The organism is Methylobacterium pseudosasicola, from assembly GCF_900114535.1.
In the GTDB taxonomy this organism is placed as follows: Bacteria; Pseudomonadota; Alphaproteobacteria; order Rhizobiales; family Beijerinckiaceae; genus Methylobacterium; species Methylobacterium pseudosasicola.
This window is the reverse complement of the sequence record NZ_FOTK01000016.1, coordinates 86,021-102,453: the sequence shown is the minus strand read 5'-3', so window position 1 is coordinate 102,453 and position 16,433 is coordinate 86,021. Positions and strand designations below refer to the sequence as shown.

General features: G+C 68.7%; 17 protein-coding genes. 10 read left to right on the top strand and 7 right to left on the bottom strand.

Annotated elements, in window-relative coordinates:
- The first annotated feature begins 50 nt into the window (after positions 1–50).
- Positions 51–179: a TFIIS helical bundle-like domain containing protein gene (locus BM228_RS16680; protein WP_092042423.1), complete on the top strand. Its 129-nt coding sequence runs from the start codon at positions 51–53 to the stop codon at positions 177–179.
- 54 nt (positions 180–233) lie between these two features.
- Here the strand turns inward: BM228_RS16680 and BM228_RS16675 are convergent, their stop codons facing one another.
- Complete coding sequence (locus BM228_RS16675; protein WP_092042422.1) at positions 234–1,421, bottom strand: patatin-like phospholipase family protein; 1,188 nt, start codon at positions 1,419–1,421, stop codon at positions 234–236.
- A gap of 430 nt (positions 1,422–1,851) precedes the next feature.
- Here BM228_RS16675 and BM228_RS16670 point away from each other — a divergent pair, with 430 nt between their 5' ends.
- On the top strand, positions 1,852–2,382 hold the full coding sequence (locus BM228_RS16670; RefSeq protein WP_092042420.1) for a GcrA family cell cycle regulator: 531 nt from the start codon (positions 1,852–1,854) through the stop codon (positions 2,380–2,382).
- Positions 2,383–2,392: 10 nt separating this feature from the next.
- Here the strand turns inward: BM228_RS16670 and BM228_RS16665 are convergent, their stop codons facing one another.
- On the bottom strand, positions 2,393–3,355 hold the full coding sequence (locus BM228_RS16665) for a TAXI family TRAP transporter solute-binding subunit (RefSeq protein ID WP_092042419.1): 963 nt from the start codon (positions 3,353–3,355) through the stop codon (positions 2,393–2,395).
- 281 nt (positions 3,356–3,636) lie between these two features.
- Between BM228_RS16665 and cysK the strand changes: the two genes are divergently transcribed.
- From cysK to BM228_RS34700, 5 genes are all read left to right on the top strand, one after another.
- Entirely contained in the window at positions 3,637–4,611 is a 975-nt protein-coding gene (cysK, locus tag BM228_RS16660) for a cysteine synthase A (protein ID WP_092042417.1), read from the top strand.
- A gap of 385 nt (positions 4,612–4,996) precedes the next feature.
- Positions 4,997–5,494: a hypothetical protein gene (locus BM228_RS16655; RefSeq protein WP_092042416.1), complete on the top strand. Its 498-nt coding sequence runs from the start codon at positions 4,997–4,999 to the stop codon at positions 5,492–5,494.
- A 106-nt stretch (positions 5,495–5,600) separates the two neighbouring features.
- On the top strand, positions 5,601–5,939 hold the full coding sequence (locus tag BM228_RS16650) for a hypothetical protein (RefSeq protein ID WP_092042414.1): 339 nt from the start codon (positions 5,601–5,603) through the stop codon (positions 5,937–5,939).
- Complete coding sequence (locus BM228_RS16645; RefSeq protein WP_092042413.1) at positions 5,939–6,253, top strand: hypothetical protein; 315 nt, start codon at positions 5,939–5,941, stop codon at positions 6,251–6,253. The genes BM228_RS16650 and BM228_RS16645 overlap by 1 nt, the downstream gene beginning before the upstream one ends.
- Positions 6,250–6,402, top strand: coding sequence for a hypothetical protein (locus tag BM228_RS34700; protein WP_167367748.1), 153 nt, complete (start codon positions 6,250–6,252; stop codon positions 6,400–6,402). Before BM228_RS16645 ends, BM228_RS34700 begins: the two co-directional genes overlap by 4 nt.
- Before the next feature lie 62 nt (positions 6,403–6,464).
- On the opposite strand, the gene BM228_RS16640 is transcribed toward BM228_RS34700, so the two are convergent.
- Positions 6,465–6,689, bottom strand: coding sequence for an RAG2 PHD domain containing protein (locus BM228_RS16640; protein WP_092042411.1), 225 nt, complete (start codon positions 6,687–6,689; stop codon positions 6,465–6,467).
- Between the two features lie 145 nt (positions 6,690–6,834).
- Positions 6,835–8,661: a translational GTPase TypA gene (gene typA / locus BM228_RS16635; RefSeq protein WP_058192610.1), complete on the bottom strand. Its 1,827-nt coding sequence runs from the start codon at positions 8,659–8,661 to the stop codon at positions 6,835–6,837.
- Positions 8,662–9,032: 371 nt separating this feature from the next.
- On the opposite strand from typA, the gene BM228_RS16630 reads away from it, so the two are divergent.
- From BM228_RS16630 to BM228_RS16620, 3 genes are all read left to right on the top strand, one after another.
- On the top strand, positions 9,033–9,734 hold the full coding sequence (locus tag BM228_RS16630) for an SDR family oxidoreductase (protein ID WP_425284952.1): 702 nt from the start codon (positions 9,033–9,035) through the stop codon (positions 9,732–9,734).
- Between the two features lie 283 nt (positions 9,735–10,017).
- A complete protein-coding gene (locus BM228_RS16625) occupies positions 10,018–12,666 on the top strand; it encodes an ABC transporter ATP-binding protein/permease (RefSeq protein WP_092042408.1) in 2,649 nt (882 codons plus the stop codon).
- 85 nt (positions 12,667–12,751) lie between these two features.
- A complete protein-coding gene (locus BM228_RS16620; protein ID WP_208612049.1) occupies positions 12,752–14,188 on the top strand; it encodes a cytochrome P450 in 1,437 nt (478 codons plus the stop codon).
- Positions 14,189–14,314: 126 nt separating this feature from the next.
- Here the strand turns inward: BM228_RS16620 and minE are convergent, their stop codons facing one another.
- From minE to minC, 3 genes are read right to left on the bottom strand one after another with little or no spacing between them, the layout of a single operon-like run.
- Positions 14,315–14,653 (bottom strand): cell division topological specificity factor MinE, encoded by a 339-nt coding sequence (gene minE / locus BM228_RS16615; protein ID WP_092042407.1) that lies wholly within the window; start codon positions 14,651–14,653, stop codon positions 14,315–14,317.
- Positions 14,650–15,465, bottom strand: a complete 816-nt coding sequence (gene minD / locus BM228_RS16610) for a septum site-determining protein MinD (RefSeq protein WP_092042405.1) — start codon at positions 15,463–15,465, stop codon at positions 14,650–14,652. Before minD ends, minE begins: the two co-directional genes overlap by 4 nt.
- Before the next feature lie 28 nt (positions 15,466–15,493).
- Positions 15,494–16,222 carry a septum site-determining protein MinC gene (gene minC, locus BM228_RS16605; RefSeq protein WP_092042404.1) on the bottom strand — a complete coding sequence of 243 codons (729 nt, stop codon included), beginning with the start codon at positions 16,220–16,222 and terminating at the stop codon, positions 15,494–15,496.
- Positions 16,223–16,433: the final 211 nt, after the last annotated feature.

Sequence of the window (16,433 nt, the reverse complement as noted above, 5' to 3'; positions counted from 1 at the left end):
CCGTTAATGAGCAAGCTGCGCCGTTTTGGCGCGAACGCGCGGAGGGATCCATGAGCCTGATCGGACGCATCGTCACCAAGCTTCTCGGCAACGAGAACCGCCCCCTCGACCGCGACGACCGGAACGCCAGCACCGCGACGCCGATCGGCCGCTTGGTCACCAAGATCCTGGGCAAGTAACCAACCCGATCGCCGCGCCCCATCCGGGGCGCGGCGCTAAAGAGCCGAAAAGACTCAGTTTGCCACCGCGGCCGCAGTCTGCTTGAGCGTCGGCGCGGCCGGCACCGTATGCTGCCAGAACGTGCCGGTCCGACCCTTCTCCAGGCCCGCCTGGTAGAGCGCCCGCATGTAGCCGGTGTCGAAGCCTTTGGCGGCGGAAGCCTTGGGGCCGTTCTCGTCGATATAGGTGAGGTTGAAGCCCATGCCGTTGCCGCGCGCCAGAGCGTAGGTCGCCGTGAGGGTGGCGCGAGAGCGGGCGCGGCTCGCCGTCGTGAACGAGCGCTCGACGATCGACAGCGTGTTGTCCTTCGTTACCTCGAAATCCGGCTCCAGGCGGCCGTTGATCACGACGTAGATGTTGGCCTTGCCGCCGGTGCGGATCTTTCCGTCGCGGAGCAGCAGCGTCTGGGGCAAGGTGAAGACCGGTGTGACCACCGAGCCGTCGACATGCATCTCCTGGAAACGCGTATCGGCGGCGGCCACGTCGATCATCTGCGGCGGGAACACCGCCGGGATGCTGGCCGAGGCGGCGAGCACGTCGCGGAACAGCTCCAGGGCGTTCGGCGCTCCGCTCGACGCGATGACGCCCATGTTCCAGATCACCGCGCGCTGGGAATCCAGGTTGGTGGTCACCACCATGAGGCGGCGGCCCTTGGCGTGCTCCTCCGCGATGGCGGTGAGCAGCTCCGGGGTGACGTAGCGGCCGATCAGGTTGCGCAGGCGACCATCGCCGAACAGGCCGGAGCCGAACAGGACGTTGGCGATGTTGGGCGAGGTCACCAGTTCGCCGGCGACGCCGCTGGTGTAGAACTCGGTGAGGTACGGATCGTAGGCTGGGCCGAGGAACGCGAAGGGCGCGATCAGCGCACCGGTCGACACGCCCGAGACCAGGGTGAATTCCGGGCGGGTGCCGGAGGCCGTCCAGCCGTTCAGCACGCCGGCCCCGTAGGCGCCGTCGCCGCCGCCGCCTGACAAAGCCAGGTAGTTGAAGCCGGCGGAGCGGCGCTGCGGATTGCCGGCGAGTTCCGCGATCGTGTCGACCGACGCGTCGGCGTAGACCCGCGCCCCGGGGATTCCCGGCACGCTGGCGTAGGCCGCCTGCTCGGCGGTGTAGGCGGTGCGCGGGACGCTGCCGCAGGCCGCGACCTGTCCGGCCAGCCCGAGCGCGACCAGCGCGCGCAGCGCCCCCTGACGGTAACCCATCGTCCTCACCCCGGATAACAGCAACGCTCACCCCTTTTGCCACACGAAAGCAGCTTGGCCGTGACCGCGTTCCGATCCCGCCGATCATTCGATGCGATTGCGCCGGCCTGTGACGTGGGCGACACGGCTCACTGGATCCGCAGGGCCCGCGGGGCGGACGGTAACCACCTTCCCAGGTGAACAGGCCATTGCCGGTGGACAGGGTCCGACTCGGGCGACGGGCCGCCCTTGCAAGCGTCGCGAGCGCCGCGCTAGGGTCCGGTCGTGGCCTGACGAGACAGGGTGTCGCACGCGGTGCGGCATCCGACGCGCATGGGTGACGCGCAAGGGTGCGGTCCGCACCGGCAGTACGGCCGGGAGGGTCTTGAGCGACCTGGAACGCACACCGTCACCCGGCAAGCGCACGGGCCGCAGGGGGCGGAGGGGGATTATGGAAGCGGGCCAGAGCTGGACTGATGATCGCGTGGCGCTCCTGCGCCGGCTGTGGGAAGACGGGCAGAGCGCGAGCAAGATCGCCGCGCAACTCGGCGGCGTCACCCGCAACGCGGTGATCGGCAAGGTGCATCGCCTCGGCCTGGGCGGTCGCGCCCGGGGCGGCGAGGAGGCTCCGGTCGCGCCGCAGGCCGCCAAGGCCGTCGAGATCGAGACCGCCATCGCGGTGGTCGAGACCCAGGCGCCAGAGCCCGTCGCGATCCTCTCGCATCGCCCCGCTCCGGTCTTCCCGACGTCCGCCCCGGCGGCTCCGGAGCCGGTGGCGCTGTCCGTGTCGCAGCGGGTCACGATCATGGACCTGCGGGAATCCATGTGCCGCTGGCCGCTCGGCGATCCGACCACGCCGGAATTCCGGTTCTGCGGCGCCCGCTCGATCACCGGGCTGCCCTATTGCGCCCACCACGCCGAGATCGCCTATCAGCCCGCCGCCGAGCGCAAGCGGGACCGGCGCGTCGCCTCGTTCCGCTAGGCCTTCGGCCTCAGCGCACCGGGACGCCGGCCTCGCCGAGGTAGCGTAGTGTCCCCGGATGGATCTGCGCTGCCGGCACGAGGCCGGACAGATTTTTCGGCTGGCTGTCCGCGCCCTGCGGATGGCGGGCGGCCATGTCGGCCCTGGCCAGGGCGCGGACGAGCCGATAGGCCGTCTCCGCCTCGAAGCCCGGCCGCGCCAGCACGAGGCTCCAGGAGCCGATCGTCTCGATCGCGGCGGACTGACCGGGGAAGCTGCCGGGCGGTACGATCAGGCGTTGCAAAGCTGCGCTTGGTTGCGCGAGCCGCGCGATACCGGCTTCGGACGGTCCGAAGAACCGCGCGCCGCCCGGTGCCTGCGCCATCGCCACAAAGCCCGGCCAGCCAAGACCGCCGCCCCAGAGCGCGTCGGCGCGCCCGTCGAGCACCATGGGCGGCCCATCCCCGGCCCGGTCGAGCAGGATCGGGCGGATGTCCCGCTCGGGATCGAGCCCCGAGGCTTGGAGCGCGCTGCGGCCCATGACGGTGAGGCCGGAATTGTGCGTGCCCAGCACCATGGGCCTGCCGCGCAGGTCTTCCACGGTGCGGATCGGGCTGGCCGCCGGAACGGCGAACAGGCCGGGCGTCGGATACATCGGCGCCAGGACGGTGAGGCCGCCCGGCTCGGACAGGGCCGGGTAGGCGTATTCCCCCTGGACTAGCGCGAGGTCGACGCGGCCGGCGCGCAGCAGCCCGACATTCTCGGCCGAGCCGCCGCTGGCGCGCGTCTCGACGAAAAGATCGGGATCCGCCGCCCGGATCGCCGCCGCGAAGGCATCCCCGAAGGCCGGGAAGCCCCCGCCCGGGGTCGCGGTGGCGAGTGTGATGCGCGTGGGTTCCGCGGCCTGGGCCGACCGAGCGAGGACGAGGCCGAGCGCGGCCAGCAGACCGGTGCGGCGAGTCGGGTCGGCGGCACCGAGCTTACGGCGATTCATCGGGCACCCCTCGTCAGCAGCCGCAGGCGGGGCGGCGCATGGCGCCCGGCGAGAGAACGATATTCTACAGAACGCGGGCGCGTCAGCCGCCTTCTTCCATAATCGCCAATAATCCGCGACACAGGCAAAAAGAACTTTCGTACAGGACACTTAGCCCGATTGCCCCAGCTTCGGCGACGCGATATCGCAGCCTTCCATCCGCCGGCCGGCCAGGGCTTCCCCTTGGCCCGGACCGTCCGGACCCGACATCTGTCCGACTCGAGATCTGCAGGAGTTCCGCGATGGCCGATTCCCTCAACGCGCCGGCGAAGGTCGGCCACGGCCGTGTCTACGGCTCGATCACCGAGACCATCGGCAACACCCCGCTGGTGCGCCTCAACCGCCTGCCCAAGGAGCACGGCGTCGATGCCGAGATCCTGTTAAAGCTCGAGTTCTTCAACCCGATCGCCAGCGTCAAGGACCGCATCGGCGTCAACATGATCGACTCGCTCGAGGCCTCGGGCAAGCTGAAGCCCGGCGGCACGCTGATCGAGCCGACCTCCGGTAATACCGGTATCGCCCTGGCCTTCGTGGCTGCGGCCCGGGGCTACCGGCTGATCCTGGTCATGCCCGAGACGATGTCTCTGGAGCGCCGCAAGATGCTGGCCTTCCTGGGCGCCGAGCTGGCGCTCACCCCCGGCGCGCAGGGGATGAAGGGCGCCATCGCCAAGGCCGAGGAGCTTCTGAAGGAAATCCCCGGCGCCGTGGTGCCGCAGCAATTCTCGAACCCGGCCAACCCCGAGATCCACCGCAAGACCACGGCGGAAGAGATCTGGACCGACACCGGCGGCCAGCTCGATGCCTTCGTGGCCGGCGTCGGCACCGGCGGCACCGTGACCGGCGTCGGCGAAGTGCTGAAGCCGCGCCTGCCGAACCTCAAGGTTTTTGCGGTGGAGCCGGTGGACTCGCCGGTGATCTCCGGCGGGCAGCCCGGCCCGCACAAGATCCAGGGCATCGGCGCGGGCTTCATCCCGGAGAACCTGCACACCGACATCCTGGACGGCGTGCTCAAGGTCTCCAACGAGACCGCCTTCGAAACCTCGCGGGCACTGGCCCGGCTGGAGGGCATTCCGGGCGGCATCTCCACGGGCGGCAACGTCGCGGCGGCGCTGGAACTGGCCAAGCGGCCGGAGTTCCAGGGCAAGCGGATCGTCACGATCGCCTGCTCCTTTGCCGAGCGCTACATCTCCTCGGCCCTGTTCGACGGAATCGGCTAGCACCTCCGAAGGCGCCCACCGCCTCGCCTCGACCACGATCTCAAAAGCCGCGCCGGTTCCACTGGAGCCAGCGCGGCTTTGCTGTTGAGGGGTTACCCTTGGATCGCGATCCGGCACACTGTTTTCGGCCTATTCAAGATGTTGATGAGTCTGATTTCCCGATCGATAAACTGATGCACGTGATCACAGATCAGGGGATCGATATGTCGTCCTGATAAAAAGCGCGAATTTTCTGGGTCGCATCGTCAATATTCTTCAGCATCATCTGTGATCTGCGCTTCGGCTAAGTACACAGCCGGACACAAACCTTGGAAAAACGTCGCGCATAGGTCATCTGAATCCTGGGTCGCTGCCGGCGACCCGACGATCGGACGGACATTCTCGCATGCGCTGCCTCCTCGTTCTCCTCGGCTGCCTCATCGCCCACGCCACGCAGGCCCAGGGTTTTGCCAGCCACGACCTCACGGCCTTCGTGGACCCGATCAAGACCGCAGTCGGCGGCAAACCCACGGTGCAGGCGACCCCCCTCAACCTCGCCCTCACCTGCTCCCCATGCACGGGTTCACCGGCGGTCGAGATCCAACTCGGAGCCTCGAACGACGGGACCGAGACGCGTGTTCGATCCGGCGTGACTTCGTTCGCGAAGCTCGAATCGCTGTGCATCAAGCAGAACCCCGATTGCCGCCTCTCGGCTCTGCCCGTGAGCCCGGCGATCGGCTGGATCACCGTCTATGCTTTGGAAAACGGCGGCGGATCGACCGCCGTGATCCTGCGCGACGGCGATCTGCTGACGATCCGGGCTAGGGCCGACAGCCCCGGGCATGCCGAGGATTCGGTGCGGGCGCTGACGCAGAATGTCGTCCCGAAGATCGTCGGCCCCTGAAGCCCGGGTCGTCCCAAGCCCGGTGCGCGGATCGGCGCCCCCGACGCAACCCTGATCTCCCGCCCCCGTTGTCCCGCCACAGCGCACAGCAGGAGAGGCAGGAGCCATGGCAGAGCAGACGACACGGCCGTCGTTGAAAGACTTCAACGCCAATGCCGACCGCAACGGTCAGGATCTCGGCCAGGACTCGCCCCTCGACGTGGGTCTGCCCGCCAACACGCAGGCCGACCTGAAGCGGGATCCGGCGGGCGATGCCGAGGCGGCGCGGATCGCCTCCGGCACGCCAGGTTCGGACGCCACCGACGCCACCGAGGCAGAGACGCCGCCCGAGAATCTGAAGAAGCTGCAAGGCGAGTTCGGCAACACGTCGGGCAAGGGCTCGAACCTGGGCGAGGCGATCGACCGGGCCACTGCGGCGGTCGGCCAGGACGATGGGAAACGCTGATGGGTAGGCTCACCAGCGATTCCGGAACCGTTACCCGCAAGCCCGATGACACGGTCGGCTCGAAGGGCGAGCCCCCGGCGGGCGGCGGTCACCAGACCTCCGAACAGGCGGCGATCACCGATATGGGTCCGGGCGAGGCGGCCAAGACAGAATCCAAGGAGGGTTGGGGCAAATCCGGCGAGGCCGGACGCTCGCCTCCGGCGGTCGGCGGCTCGTCCGGCGGCCATTCGGATCAGACGGCGTCGCGAGGCCCGGCCGCCGACCAGAAAGTGGCCGATGGCCATTATCGGGTCGAGCAGGAGGACAAAAAATGAGCGAGCGCGAAGATCCGAAGCCGGAGAAGCCGGCCAATGTCGCGCCCGACGCGGTGAAGGACCCGAACGAGAAGACCGACGGCAAGCCCGGCATGGGTCCGCAGGGCGACAAGAGCCAGAACGACGAGACCGATCCCGGCGGCAGCTGAGCGAACGTCTTGAGATCGCCGCTGACCCTGGGGCTCTGCCTCGGGGTCAGCCGGTGATCGGATTAGGAAAGCCGGAAGCGGATCGGCTCGACAGCCAGCGCGACGTCATCCGGACGGCAGCCGGTCTCGACGCAGGCGTAGCGGATCGCATCCTGGCGGGTGCGAAACAACCCCCCTGCCCTGCCGCCAGTCGCGACGGCGACCCAATGGCCTTTGCCATCCTGGCCGACGAGATACGGAGCGGCGGCAGAGCGAACTGGCCGGTTGGCATTCAATGCGACGGGCATCGTAGTCACGGGGTTTCATGCGGCCCGATCGGACCCACCCCACCGAGTCAGAATGCTCGGCGGGACGATCCGTTGGGTCAACCGAGGGACAGAATGAGGCCCCATCGGCAACCGGGCCTGAGCGCCCGGTTGCCCGGCATTCAGCTCAGGCGGCAGTGTCCTTCGACGAGCGCTCGACGCGCTTGCGGTCGTTCGGGTCGAGCACGGTCTTACGCAAGCGGATCGACTTCGGCGTGACCTCGACCAGCTCGTCGTCCTGAATCCAGGCGAGCGAACGCTCCAGGGTCATGCGGATCGGCGGCGTCAGACGCACGGCCTCGTCCTTCGAGGTGGTGCGGATGTTGGTGAGCTTCTTGCCCTTGAGCACGTTCACTTCGAGATCGTTCTCGCGGTTGTGCTCTCCGATGATCATGCCCTGGTAGACCTTCCAGCCGGGCTCGATCATCATCGGGCCGCGGTCTTCGAGGTTCCACATGGCGTAGGCCACGGCCTCGCCCTTGTCGTTGGAGATCAGCACGCCGTTGCGGCGGCCGGCGATCTCGCCCTTGAACGGCTCGTACGCCTTGAACAGGCGGTTCATGATCGCCGTGCCGCGGGTGTCGGTGAGCAGCTCGCCCTGGTAACCGATCAGGCCGCGGGTCGGAGCGTGGAACACGAGGCGCAGACGATCGCCGCCCGAAGGCCGCATCTCCAGCATCTCGGCCTTCCGCTCGGACATCTTCTGGACGACGACGCCCGAATGCTCCTCGTCGACGTCGATCACGACCTCTTCGATCGGCTCGAGGAGTTCGCCGTTCTCGTCCTTCTCGTAGACGACCCGTGGGCGAGAGACAGCGATCTCGAAGCCCTCGCGGCGCATGGTCTCGATCAGGATGGCGAGCTGCAATTCGCCACGACCGGAGACATAAAACGAATCCTTGTCGGCGGCTTCCTCGATCTTCAGCGTGACGTTGCCCTCGCCCTCCTTGAACAGGCGGTCGCGGATCATCCGGCTGGTGACCTTGTCGCCCTCGGTGCCGGCGAGCGGCGAGTCGTTGACGATGAACGACATGGTGACGGTCGGCGGATCGATCGGCTGGGCCTGGATCGGGGTATCCACCTGCGGGTCGCAGAACGTGTCAGCCACGGTGCCCTTGATCAGGCCGGCGATGGAGACGATGTCGCCCGCCTCGCCGATATCGATCGGGGCGCGCTCCAGGCCCCGGAAGGCGAGGATCTTCGAGACGCGGCCGGTCTCGACCACCTTGCCGTCCCGCGACAGCACCTTGATCTGCTGGTTCGGCTTCACGGTGCCCGACGCGATGCGCCCGGTGATGATCCGGCCCAGGAACGGATTGGCCTCGAGCAGGGTGCCGAGCATCCGGAACGGACCCTCTTCGACCTTGGCCGGCGGCACGTGCTTCAGCACGAGTTCGAACAGCGGCTTGAGGCCCACTGACGGGTCGGCCTCGGGGCTGTCGGCCATCCAGCCGTTGCGGCCGGACCCGTAGAGGATCGGGAAGTCGAGCTGCTCGTCGGTGGCGTCGAGCGCCGCGAACAGGTCGAACACCTCGTTCACGACCTCGTTGATGCGGGCGTCCGGGCGGTCGACCTTGTTGATCGCCACGATCGGGCGCAGGCCGATCTTGAGGGCCTTGCCGACCACGAACTTGGTCTGGGGCATCGGCCCCTCGGCGGCGTCCACCAGCACAATCACACCGTCGACCATCGACAGGATGCGCTCGACCTCGCCGCCGAAATCGGCGTGGCCGGGGGTGTCGACGATGTTGACCCGGGTGTCCTCCCAGACGACCGAGGTGGCCTTGGCCAGGATCGTGATGCCACGCTCCTTCTCCAGGTCGTTGGAGTCCATCGCCCGCTCCTCGACCCGCTGATTCTCGCGGAAGGTGCCGGACTGAGCCAGCAGCTTGTCGACGAGCGTCGTCTTGCCGTGGTCGACGTGGGCAATGATGGCGATGTTGCGCAGATTCATGGCGGCCCGAAACGGGTTGTGCCGGCTCCCTGGCGGCCGCGCGGCGCGGCCGTCCGCGCCGGGTGAGGTACGGTCGAGGTGGTTGCGTCGCAATATAAGCCCGCGCGTCCGCCCGCAAGGCCGCCGCACGCATGCCGGTACGCCGTTGCGCGCGGCGTCCCCCGCTAAACCACACGTGGTGCCAACGAATTTCCGGCTCGAAGCAGCCGCGATCCGCCCCACCGCACATCGTGGTCGCGTCGGTTCTGCTGCAAAGTCCGTTCCGCCCGACCGCTCAAGTACCTTAAACCCATACGGCTTGCCGGCGGTGGCGATTCGCCGCCCCTGCATCTGCCTGGCAGGATCACCGGGCGAGAGCGGAGCGGACGATTATGGGCGACAGGGTGGCTCTCGTGACGGCGGGCGGCAGCGGCATGGGCGCGGCCGCCGCCCAGAAACTCGCGGCGGACGGTTTCGCGGTCGGCATCCTGTCGTCGTCCGGCAAGGGTGAAGCCCTGGGTCAGGAACTGGGCGGGTTCGGCGTGACCGGCTCGAACCAGTCCAGCGAGGACCTGCAGCGCCTGGTTGACGGGGCGACGGCCCGCTGGGGCCGGATCGATGTCCTGGTCAACAGCGCCGGCCACGGACCGCGGGCGCCGTTGCTCGACATCACCGACGCGCAGTGGCACGCCGGCCTGGACACCTATCTGATGAACGTGGTGCGGGCGGCGCGCCTGGTGACGCCGATCATGCAGGCGCAGCGCGCCGGCACGATCATCAACATCTCCACCGCCTGGGCCTTCGAGCCGAGCCCGATGTTCCCGACCTCGGCGGTGTTCCGGGCCGGGCTCGCGGCCTACACGAAACTGTTCGCCGACACCTACGCGGCCGACAACGTCCGCATGAACAACGTGCTGCCGGGCTGGATCGACAGCCTGCCCGCCACGGAGGAGCGCCGGCAGGGCGTCCCGATGGGCCGCTACGGCCGCACCGACGAGATCGCCGCCACGATTGCGTTCCTCGCCTCGGACGGCGCGGCCTACATCACCGGTCAGAACCTGCGCGTCGATGGCGGCGTGACACGCTCGGTCTGAACCGTCGCACAACGTCCCGAGGTGCGCACTGCACGGCACGCCAATCCGTGATCGGATGGTGCCGCTCTGCGCCCGGCGCGCCCTATATGACGGCGCGATGACACGACGGCCGCCCATCGGGACCGCCCGGTCGCGTCAACGGGACCGGCGGGCCGCGTCCGGTGCCGCCAAGCTTACGCAATGGAACCGCATCGTTCGATGACGTTTTCGCTTAGATCTGTGCGTGGGCGCACACCGAGCCGGCATCGTTTTCGCCAGGAGAGACCTTTGCCGGACGTTCCCGATGCGCGAGCTTGAGCCGCGGCTCTTTCCCTACATCTGGCGCTACTCCAAGGCCGAGCAGCTCAAGATCTGCGCCGTGGTGCTGGCCTCTCTGCCGTTCTACTTCGCATCGCTCGATCTGCCCAAGCGCATCGTCAACGATGCCATAACCGGCAAGGCCTTCGCGCATGGCGAGGCCACCGCGCCGTTCCTCGACGTGACGATCCATTGGCCGGACCTGCTGGGTGGTGGCACGACGCGTGTGTTCGAGGGTTTCCAGTTCGATCGGTTCGAGTTGCTGCTCGGGCTCTCGACCCTGTTCCTCACCCTCGTGCTGATCAACGGCGCGTTCAAGTTCTACATCAACCTGCAGAAGGGCATTCTCGGCGAGCGGATGCTGCGCCGGCTGCGCTTCCAGCTCTTCTCGCTGATGCTGCGCTTCACCCCGGAGGCGCAGCGCGAGGTGAAGTCCTCCGAGACGGCGACGATCATCCGCGACGAGGTCGAGCCGATCGGCTCGTTCATCGGCGACGCGATCGTGGTGCCGGTCTTCCTCGGCACCCAGGCGGCCACGGCGCTCGCCTTCATCATGATGCAGAACATCTGGCTCGGCCTCGCCGCCGGCGGGATGGTGGCGGTGCAGATGACCGTGATCCCGCGGCTGCGGCGGCAGATCATCCTGCTCAGCCGGCAACGCCAGATCGCCTCGCGCAACCTCGCCGGCCGGGTGGCCGAGGTGCTCGATGGGCTGCAGGCGGTGACACTGAACGATACCGGCCGCTGGGAGCGGGCCGAGATCGGTGGCCGGCTCTACAGCCTGTACGACCTGCGCCTGCGCATCTACCGGCGGAAGTTCGCGGTCAAATACCTCAACAACCTGCTCGCGCAGATCACGCCGTTCCTGTTCTACGCCATCGGCGGCGTGTTCGCGCTGAAGGGCGAGCTCGATATCGGCCAGCTCGTGGCGGTGCTCGCCGCCTATCGCGACCTACCGCCGCCGCTGAAGGAGCTGATCGACTGGGACCAGCAGCGCCTCGATGTCGAGGTGAAGTACGAGACCGTGGCGGCCCATTTCGGGCCGCAGCGCCTCCTGCCCGCGGAGCGGGAGAAGCCGGGGACGCCGCCGCTGCTCGGCAGCCCGCTGCGCGCCGAGGCCCTGGCGCTGCGCGATCCCCAGGGGGGCCTGCCGATCGAGATCGGCGATGTCCAGGTCGCCCTGCCGGGCCAGTTCGCCCTGGTTCCTCCCGGTCCGATCGCGCAGGAATTCGCCCGGGCGCTCGCCGGCCTGCGGGTCCCGACCAGCGGATCGATCCGGATCGGCGACCACGACCTGTCGACCCTGCCGCGGTCGACCCGGGCCCGCCGCATCGCCTTCGCCGATCTCGAACCGGTCCTGTTCCCCGGGACGGTGCGCGACAACTTGCTCTACGGGCTGCGGGTCAAACCCCTTCGGACCTCGGCGATCGACCTCAGCAAGTCGCGGATCAACGAGGCGGTGAAGACCGGCAATCCCGCCGATAGCATCGACGATCCCTGGATCGATTACGCCAAGTTCGGCGTCCGCGATGCCCGGGAATTCGACGAACGCCTGCTCGACCTGCTCTTCAAGCTCGATCTCGGCGACGACCTGTACCGGTTCGGCCTCGGCGCCCTCAGCACCGTGGTCCACGATACGCCAGCCGGCCGGCGCATGATCGCCGCCCGGGAGCATCTGCGCGAGCATTTCGCCCAGAGCGGGCTCGCCGACCTGGTGATCCCGTTCTCGCGCGGCAGCTACAACGTCCAGGCGACGGTGGCGGAGAATCTGCTGTTCGGGGTGCCGCGCGACCCGACCCTGACCGATCCGCGACGGCTCGCAAGCGTGCGGCTGTTCCGGGAGGCGCTGGACCGGGTAAAGCTCCTGGACGACCTCGACCGGATGGGCGTGGCGATCGCCCGGAACCTTAGGGACATCTTCGCCGACGTGCCGCCGGGCCACCCCCTGTTCCGGCGCTTCTCGCTCATCACCCCGGACGCCCTGCCCGACTACCTGCGGCGGCTCGCGCGCCTGCCCGCGGAGGGGCGCCTGGACGAGACGGACAGCGTGGCGTTTCTGGCGCTCGCGCTGGCCTATGTCGAACCGCGGATGCGCTTCGGCCTGCTCGACACCTCCCTCAAGCTTCGCATCGTCGGCGCGCGCGGCGTGGTGCAGGCATTCATGCACGGCCATGACGGCTGCGACATCGAATCCTACGACCCGAATCGGATCAACCCACGCAGCACCGTCCTCGACAACCTTCTGTTCGGCCGCATCGACACGGCGCGCATGCATGGCGAGCAGATCGTCCAGCGCGAGGCCCGGGCGGTGTTCCGCCAGTTCGACCTGGAGCGGCCGGTCCAGCGGCGCGGCCTCGACCAGCAGGTCGGCAATCGCGGCCAGCTCCTGACCGAACGCGTGCGCGTCCGGATCGGCCTGGCCCGCGCCCTGTTGCGGGACCCCGAAATCCTGGTGGTCGACCGGGTGAGCGAGCAGCTGGAGCGCGGCGCGGAGACGCTGATCGATGTGACGACGGCGGTGCTGCCCAAAGGCAGTCTCGTGGCGAGTGTGTCCAGCGAGGCAGAAGCCGCGCGCTTCCCGACACGACTGGCGCTGCGGTCCACCGAGTCCAGGTTGCGCAACGCTGCCGAGTGAACCGGGCGCGACGGTGCCCTGACGCACGACCCGGATTGCTCGGCGGTTTACAGTCCGGTCCGTCTCCGGCACAGGTTGGCCCGACATGGCTGTATTGACCGACGCGATCGCGAGTTCGGACCGGATGAATCCGAGCCTCGCCGGCCTGCCGCGCTTGGTGCCGCCGCACCCGGCCCTGGCGGAGCGCGAGCTGCCGCTCCCGGCCTATCTGCGCTCGATCCGCGACAACGGCCTGGCCGGTTTCCCCCGGCGCGCCTTCGAGGAGCCGATCACCCGCCGGGGCCTGCTCGGCCGGTCGAGTTACGTCTTGAACGATCCCGAGGCGATCCGCCATTTCCTGGTGGAGAATCAGGCCAATTACGCCCGTACCACCGGGACCGTGCGGATCCTGCGCCCGATCCTGGGCGACGGCCTCCTGATCAGCGAAGGATCGGCCTGGCGCCACCAGCGCCGGACCCTGGCTCCGGCCTTCACGCCCCGGGCGATCGATGGGCTGGTGCCCCACATCGCCGCCGCCGTGACCGACGGAATGGAGCGGATCGTCGCCGACGCAGCCGCGGGTCCGGTCGACCTTTTCACGGCGTTCCACCGGCTGGCGCTCGAGATCGCCGGGCGCAGCATGTTCTCGGTCGGAATGGACCAGTACGGCGAAGAGCTGCGCGACTTCATCGCGGAGTACAGCGTCAAGATCGGCAGGCCCCACCTCCTCGATATCATGATCCCGCCGGGCTGGCCGGTGCCGCTCGATTGGTCCCGGGCGCGGTTCCGGCGGCGCTGGATTCCGTTCCTCGATCGGATCATCGCGGCGCGGCAGGCGGCCCCGCGGGAGGCGGGCCATTCCGGCGACCTGCTCGACCTGCTCGCCACCGCCCGCAACCCGGATACCGGTGCGCCGTTCAGCGCCGAGGAGCTGCGGGACCAAGTGGCGACCATGATCCTGGCCGGGCACGAGACCACCGCCGGCACGCTGTTCTGGGCGGCCTACATGCTGGCGCTCTCTCCCGAACTCCAAGAACGCCTCGCTGCCGAGGCGCGGGCCGCCGACCTGACGAACCCGACCGGCTGCCAGAGCGACGGGCGGCTGCCGCTGATCCGCGCCACCGTGGACGAGACCCTGCGCCTCTACCCGTCGGCCTTCGTGATCGTCCGCCGGGCGCTCGGCCCAGATACGATCGCGGGCCATCCGGTCCGGAAGGGCGACATCGTAATGGTGAGCCCCTGGGTGCTCCATCGGCACCGGAAGCTCTGGTCCGACCCGGAAGCCTTCGACCCGGGCCGCTTCCTGCCCGGCGCGAAGCCGCCGGCCCGGTTCTCCTACCTGCCGTTCGGGGCGGGCCCGCGGGTCTGCATCGGCGCGCAATTCGCGCTGATCGAGACGGTGCTATCGCTGGCGCGGTTGCTCGGCCGATTCCGGCTGGTCCTGGAGGATCGCGAGCCGATCCTGCCGCACGCGGTGGTCACCACCCAGCCGCAGCTTTTCGCCAAGTTCCGGCTGGTCCCGCGGGAACCAGCCGGCGCCTGATCCCGGTCCTCGCCCGGACGGGAAGAGATCCGATTGAACCACAGCCGCGTTCAAAAAAAAGCCGCACCCGGCTCAGCGGGCGCGGCTTGCGCAGGGTCGTGCCGGCGGTGACGATCCCGGCCCGGCTCAAGCGGCCTTCTTGGCCGCCGGCTTCCGCCCAGCCTTGTTCGCCGCGACCTCGGCGAGCTTGGCCGCCAGCTTCGCATCGAGCTTGGCCGAAGCACCGAGCGGAAGCTCGATGTCGAGGCCCAGCGTCGAGACGCCCTCGCCGCGCTCCAGGGTGACCTTCACCTTGTCGGCTTCCACCGAGACATGGTTGGCGATCACCGCCAGGATCTCGTCGCGGAGCTGCATCACCAGGTCGGGCCGACTCGACTCGGCGCGCTCATGGGCGAGGATCAGCTGCAGGCGGTCGCGGGCGACCGCGCCAGAATTGCGCTTCTGGAAGATGCCGAGGATGCTCATGCCGCCCTCCGCATGAACAGCTTGTCGAGGAAGGACTTGCGCTCGGTCGGCAGGCTCATCGGCACGGCCTCGCCCTTCAGCCGGCGCGCCGCATCGGCGTAGGCCCGCGCCGGGGCGCAGAGGGGGTTGTTGAGGGTGACCGGGCAGCCGAGGTTCGAGGCGCGCAGCACCTCCTGGCTCTCCGGGATGATCGCCAGCAGCGGGATCGACAGGATGTCGAGCACGTCCTCGGTCTTGAGCATGTCGCCGCGGTCGGCCCGCATTGGGTCGTAGCGGGTGAGGATCAGGTGCTTCTCCATCTCCTCGCCCTTCTCCGCCTTGGCGGTCTTGGAATCGAGGAGGCCGATGATCCGGTCGGAGTCGCGCACCGAGGAGACCTCGGGGTTGGTCACCACCACCGCCACATCGGCGTGGTGCATGGCGAGCTGGGCGCCGCGCTCGATGCCGGCCGGCGAGTCGCACACCACCCAGTCGAACCGCTCGCGCAGCTCTTCCATCACCCGGGCGACGCCGGCATCGGTGAGCGCGTCCTTGTCGCGGGTCTGCGAGGCCGGCAGCAGGTGCAGGGTGTCGAGGCGCTTGTCCTTGATCAGGGCCTGCGGCAGCTTGGCGTCGCCGTTGACCACGTTGATGAGGTCGTAGACCACCCGGCGCTCGGCGCCCATGACCAGGTCGAGATTGCGCAGACCGACGTCGAAATCGACGACGCACACGCTCTGCCCGCCCTGTGCGAGGGCCGCTCCGAGGGCCGCGGTCGTCGTCGTCTTGCCGACGCCGCCCTTGCCCGATGTGACGACGAGAACCTTTGCCACGCGTCGATCTCCCTTGATCCTGAGCTTACTAGTCTAAGCTTGCCATTCGGATGTTGCCGCCATCGAGCCAGACCTGAGCGGCCTTGCCGCGCAGGGCCGTGCCCATGTCCTCCGCCGTCCGCACGAGGCGGTCGATCCCCAGCAACTCGGGCTCGAATTTGCGGCAGTAGATTCGGGCCCGCGGATTGCGCGCCGCACCGGCGATCGCGCGACCCCGCAGGGCGCCGTAGACGTGGATCGAGCCGCCCGCGAGGATCTCGGCTCCCGAGGAGACGGAGCCCATCACGGTGACGTCGCCGGTGGGGTTGATCACGCTCTGTCCGGAGCGGACCGAGCCCTCGACGGTGATCGAGGTGACCACCTGCGGCTCCGGCTCGGCGGGGGCGGCCGGGATCTCGACCGTGTCCGACGGACGCCCCTGCACCAGCAGCGGCGGCAATCCGGACGCGACGGCGTCGATCCCTTCGATGCCCAGGACCGCGATGCCGCGGGCCTTGAGCTCGGCCATTAACGTTTCGAGCGCGTCCGGCTCGGGCTTGAGCTGGGCGCAGTCCAGGATCACGGCCCGGCCTTTCAGCAGGGTCGGCGAGCGCTTGAGCGCCGCGTCGAGGCCCGCAAGCCACTCGGGAAGCGGGGGCTCGGGGGTGAGGGCGAGGCCCTTGAACGCCCGCCCGCGAAGGCTGAGCGGCCGGGGCGCGGGAGCCGCCGCTGGGGCGGTCTCCGGGTCGTCGATCGGCTCGGGGAGGGTTTCGCTCATGTCGGCCCGTTAAGAGTCCTTACCGGACCATTGACGGCGGGCATGGTTACCGAAGGGTTAAGTTTTGGATCCAGTCGGCAAATTCTGCCGGGATCCTGGTATCGGCGGAGCCTGGGGCCCGCGCAGCCGGGACGCCGCGATCGCCTTGCAACTTGCAGCATCAGGGCCGGGGGGCACCGGCCGATCCTGAGAACGCACAGCGCTGATCCGC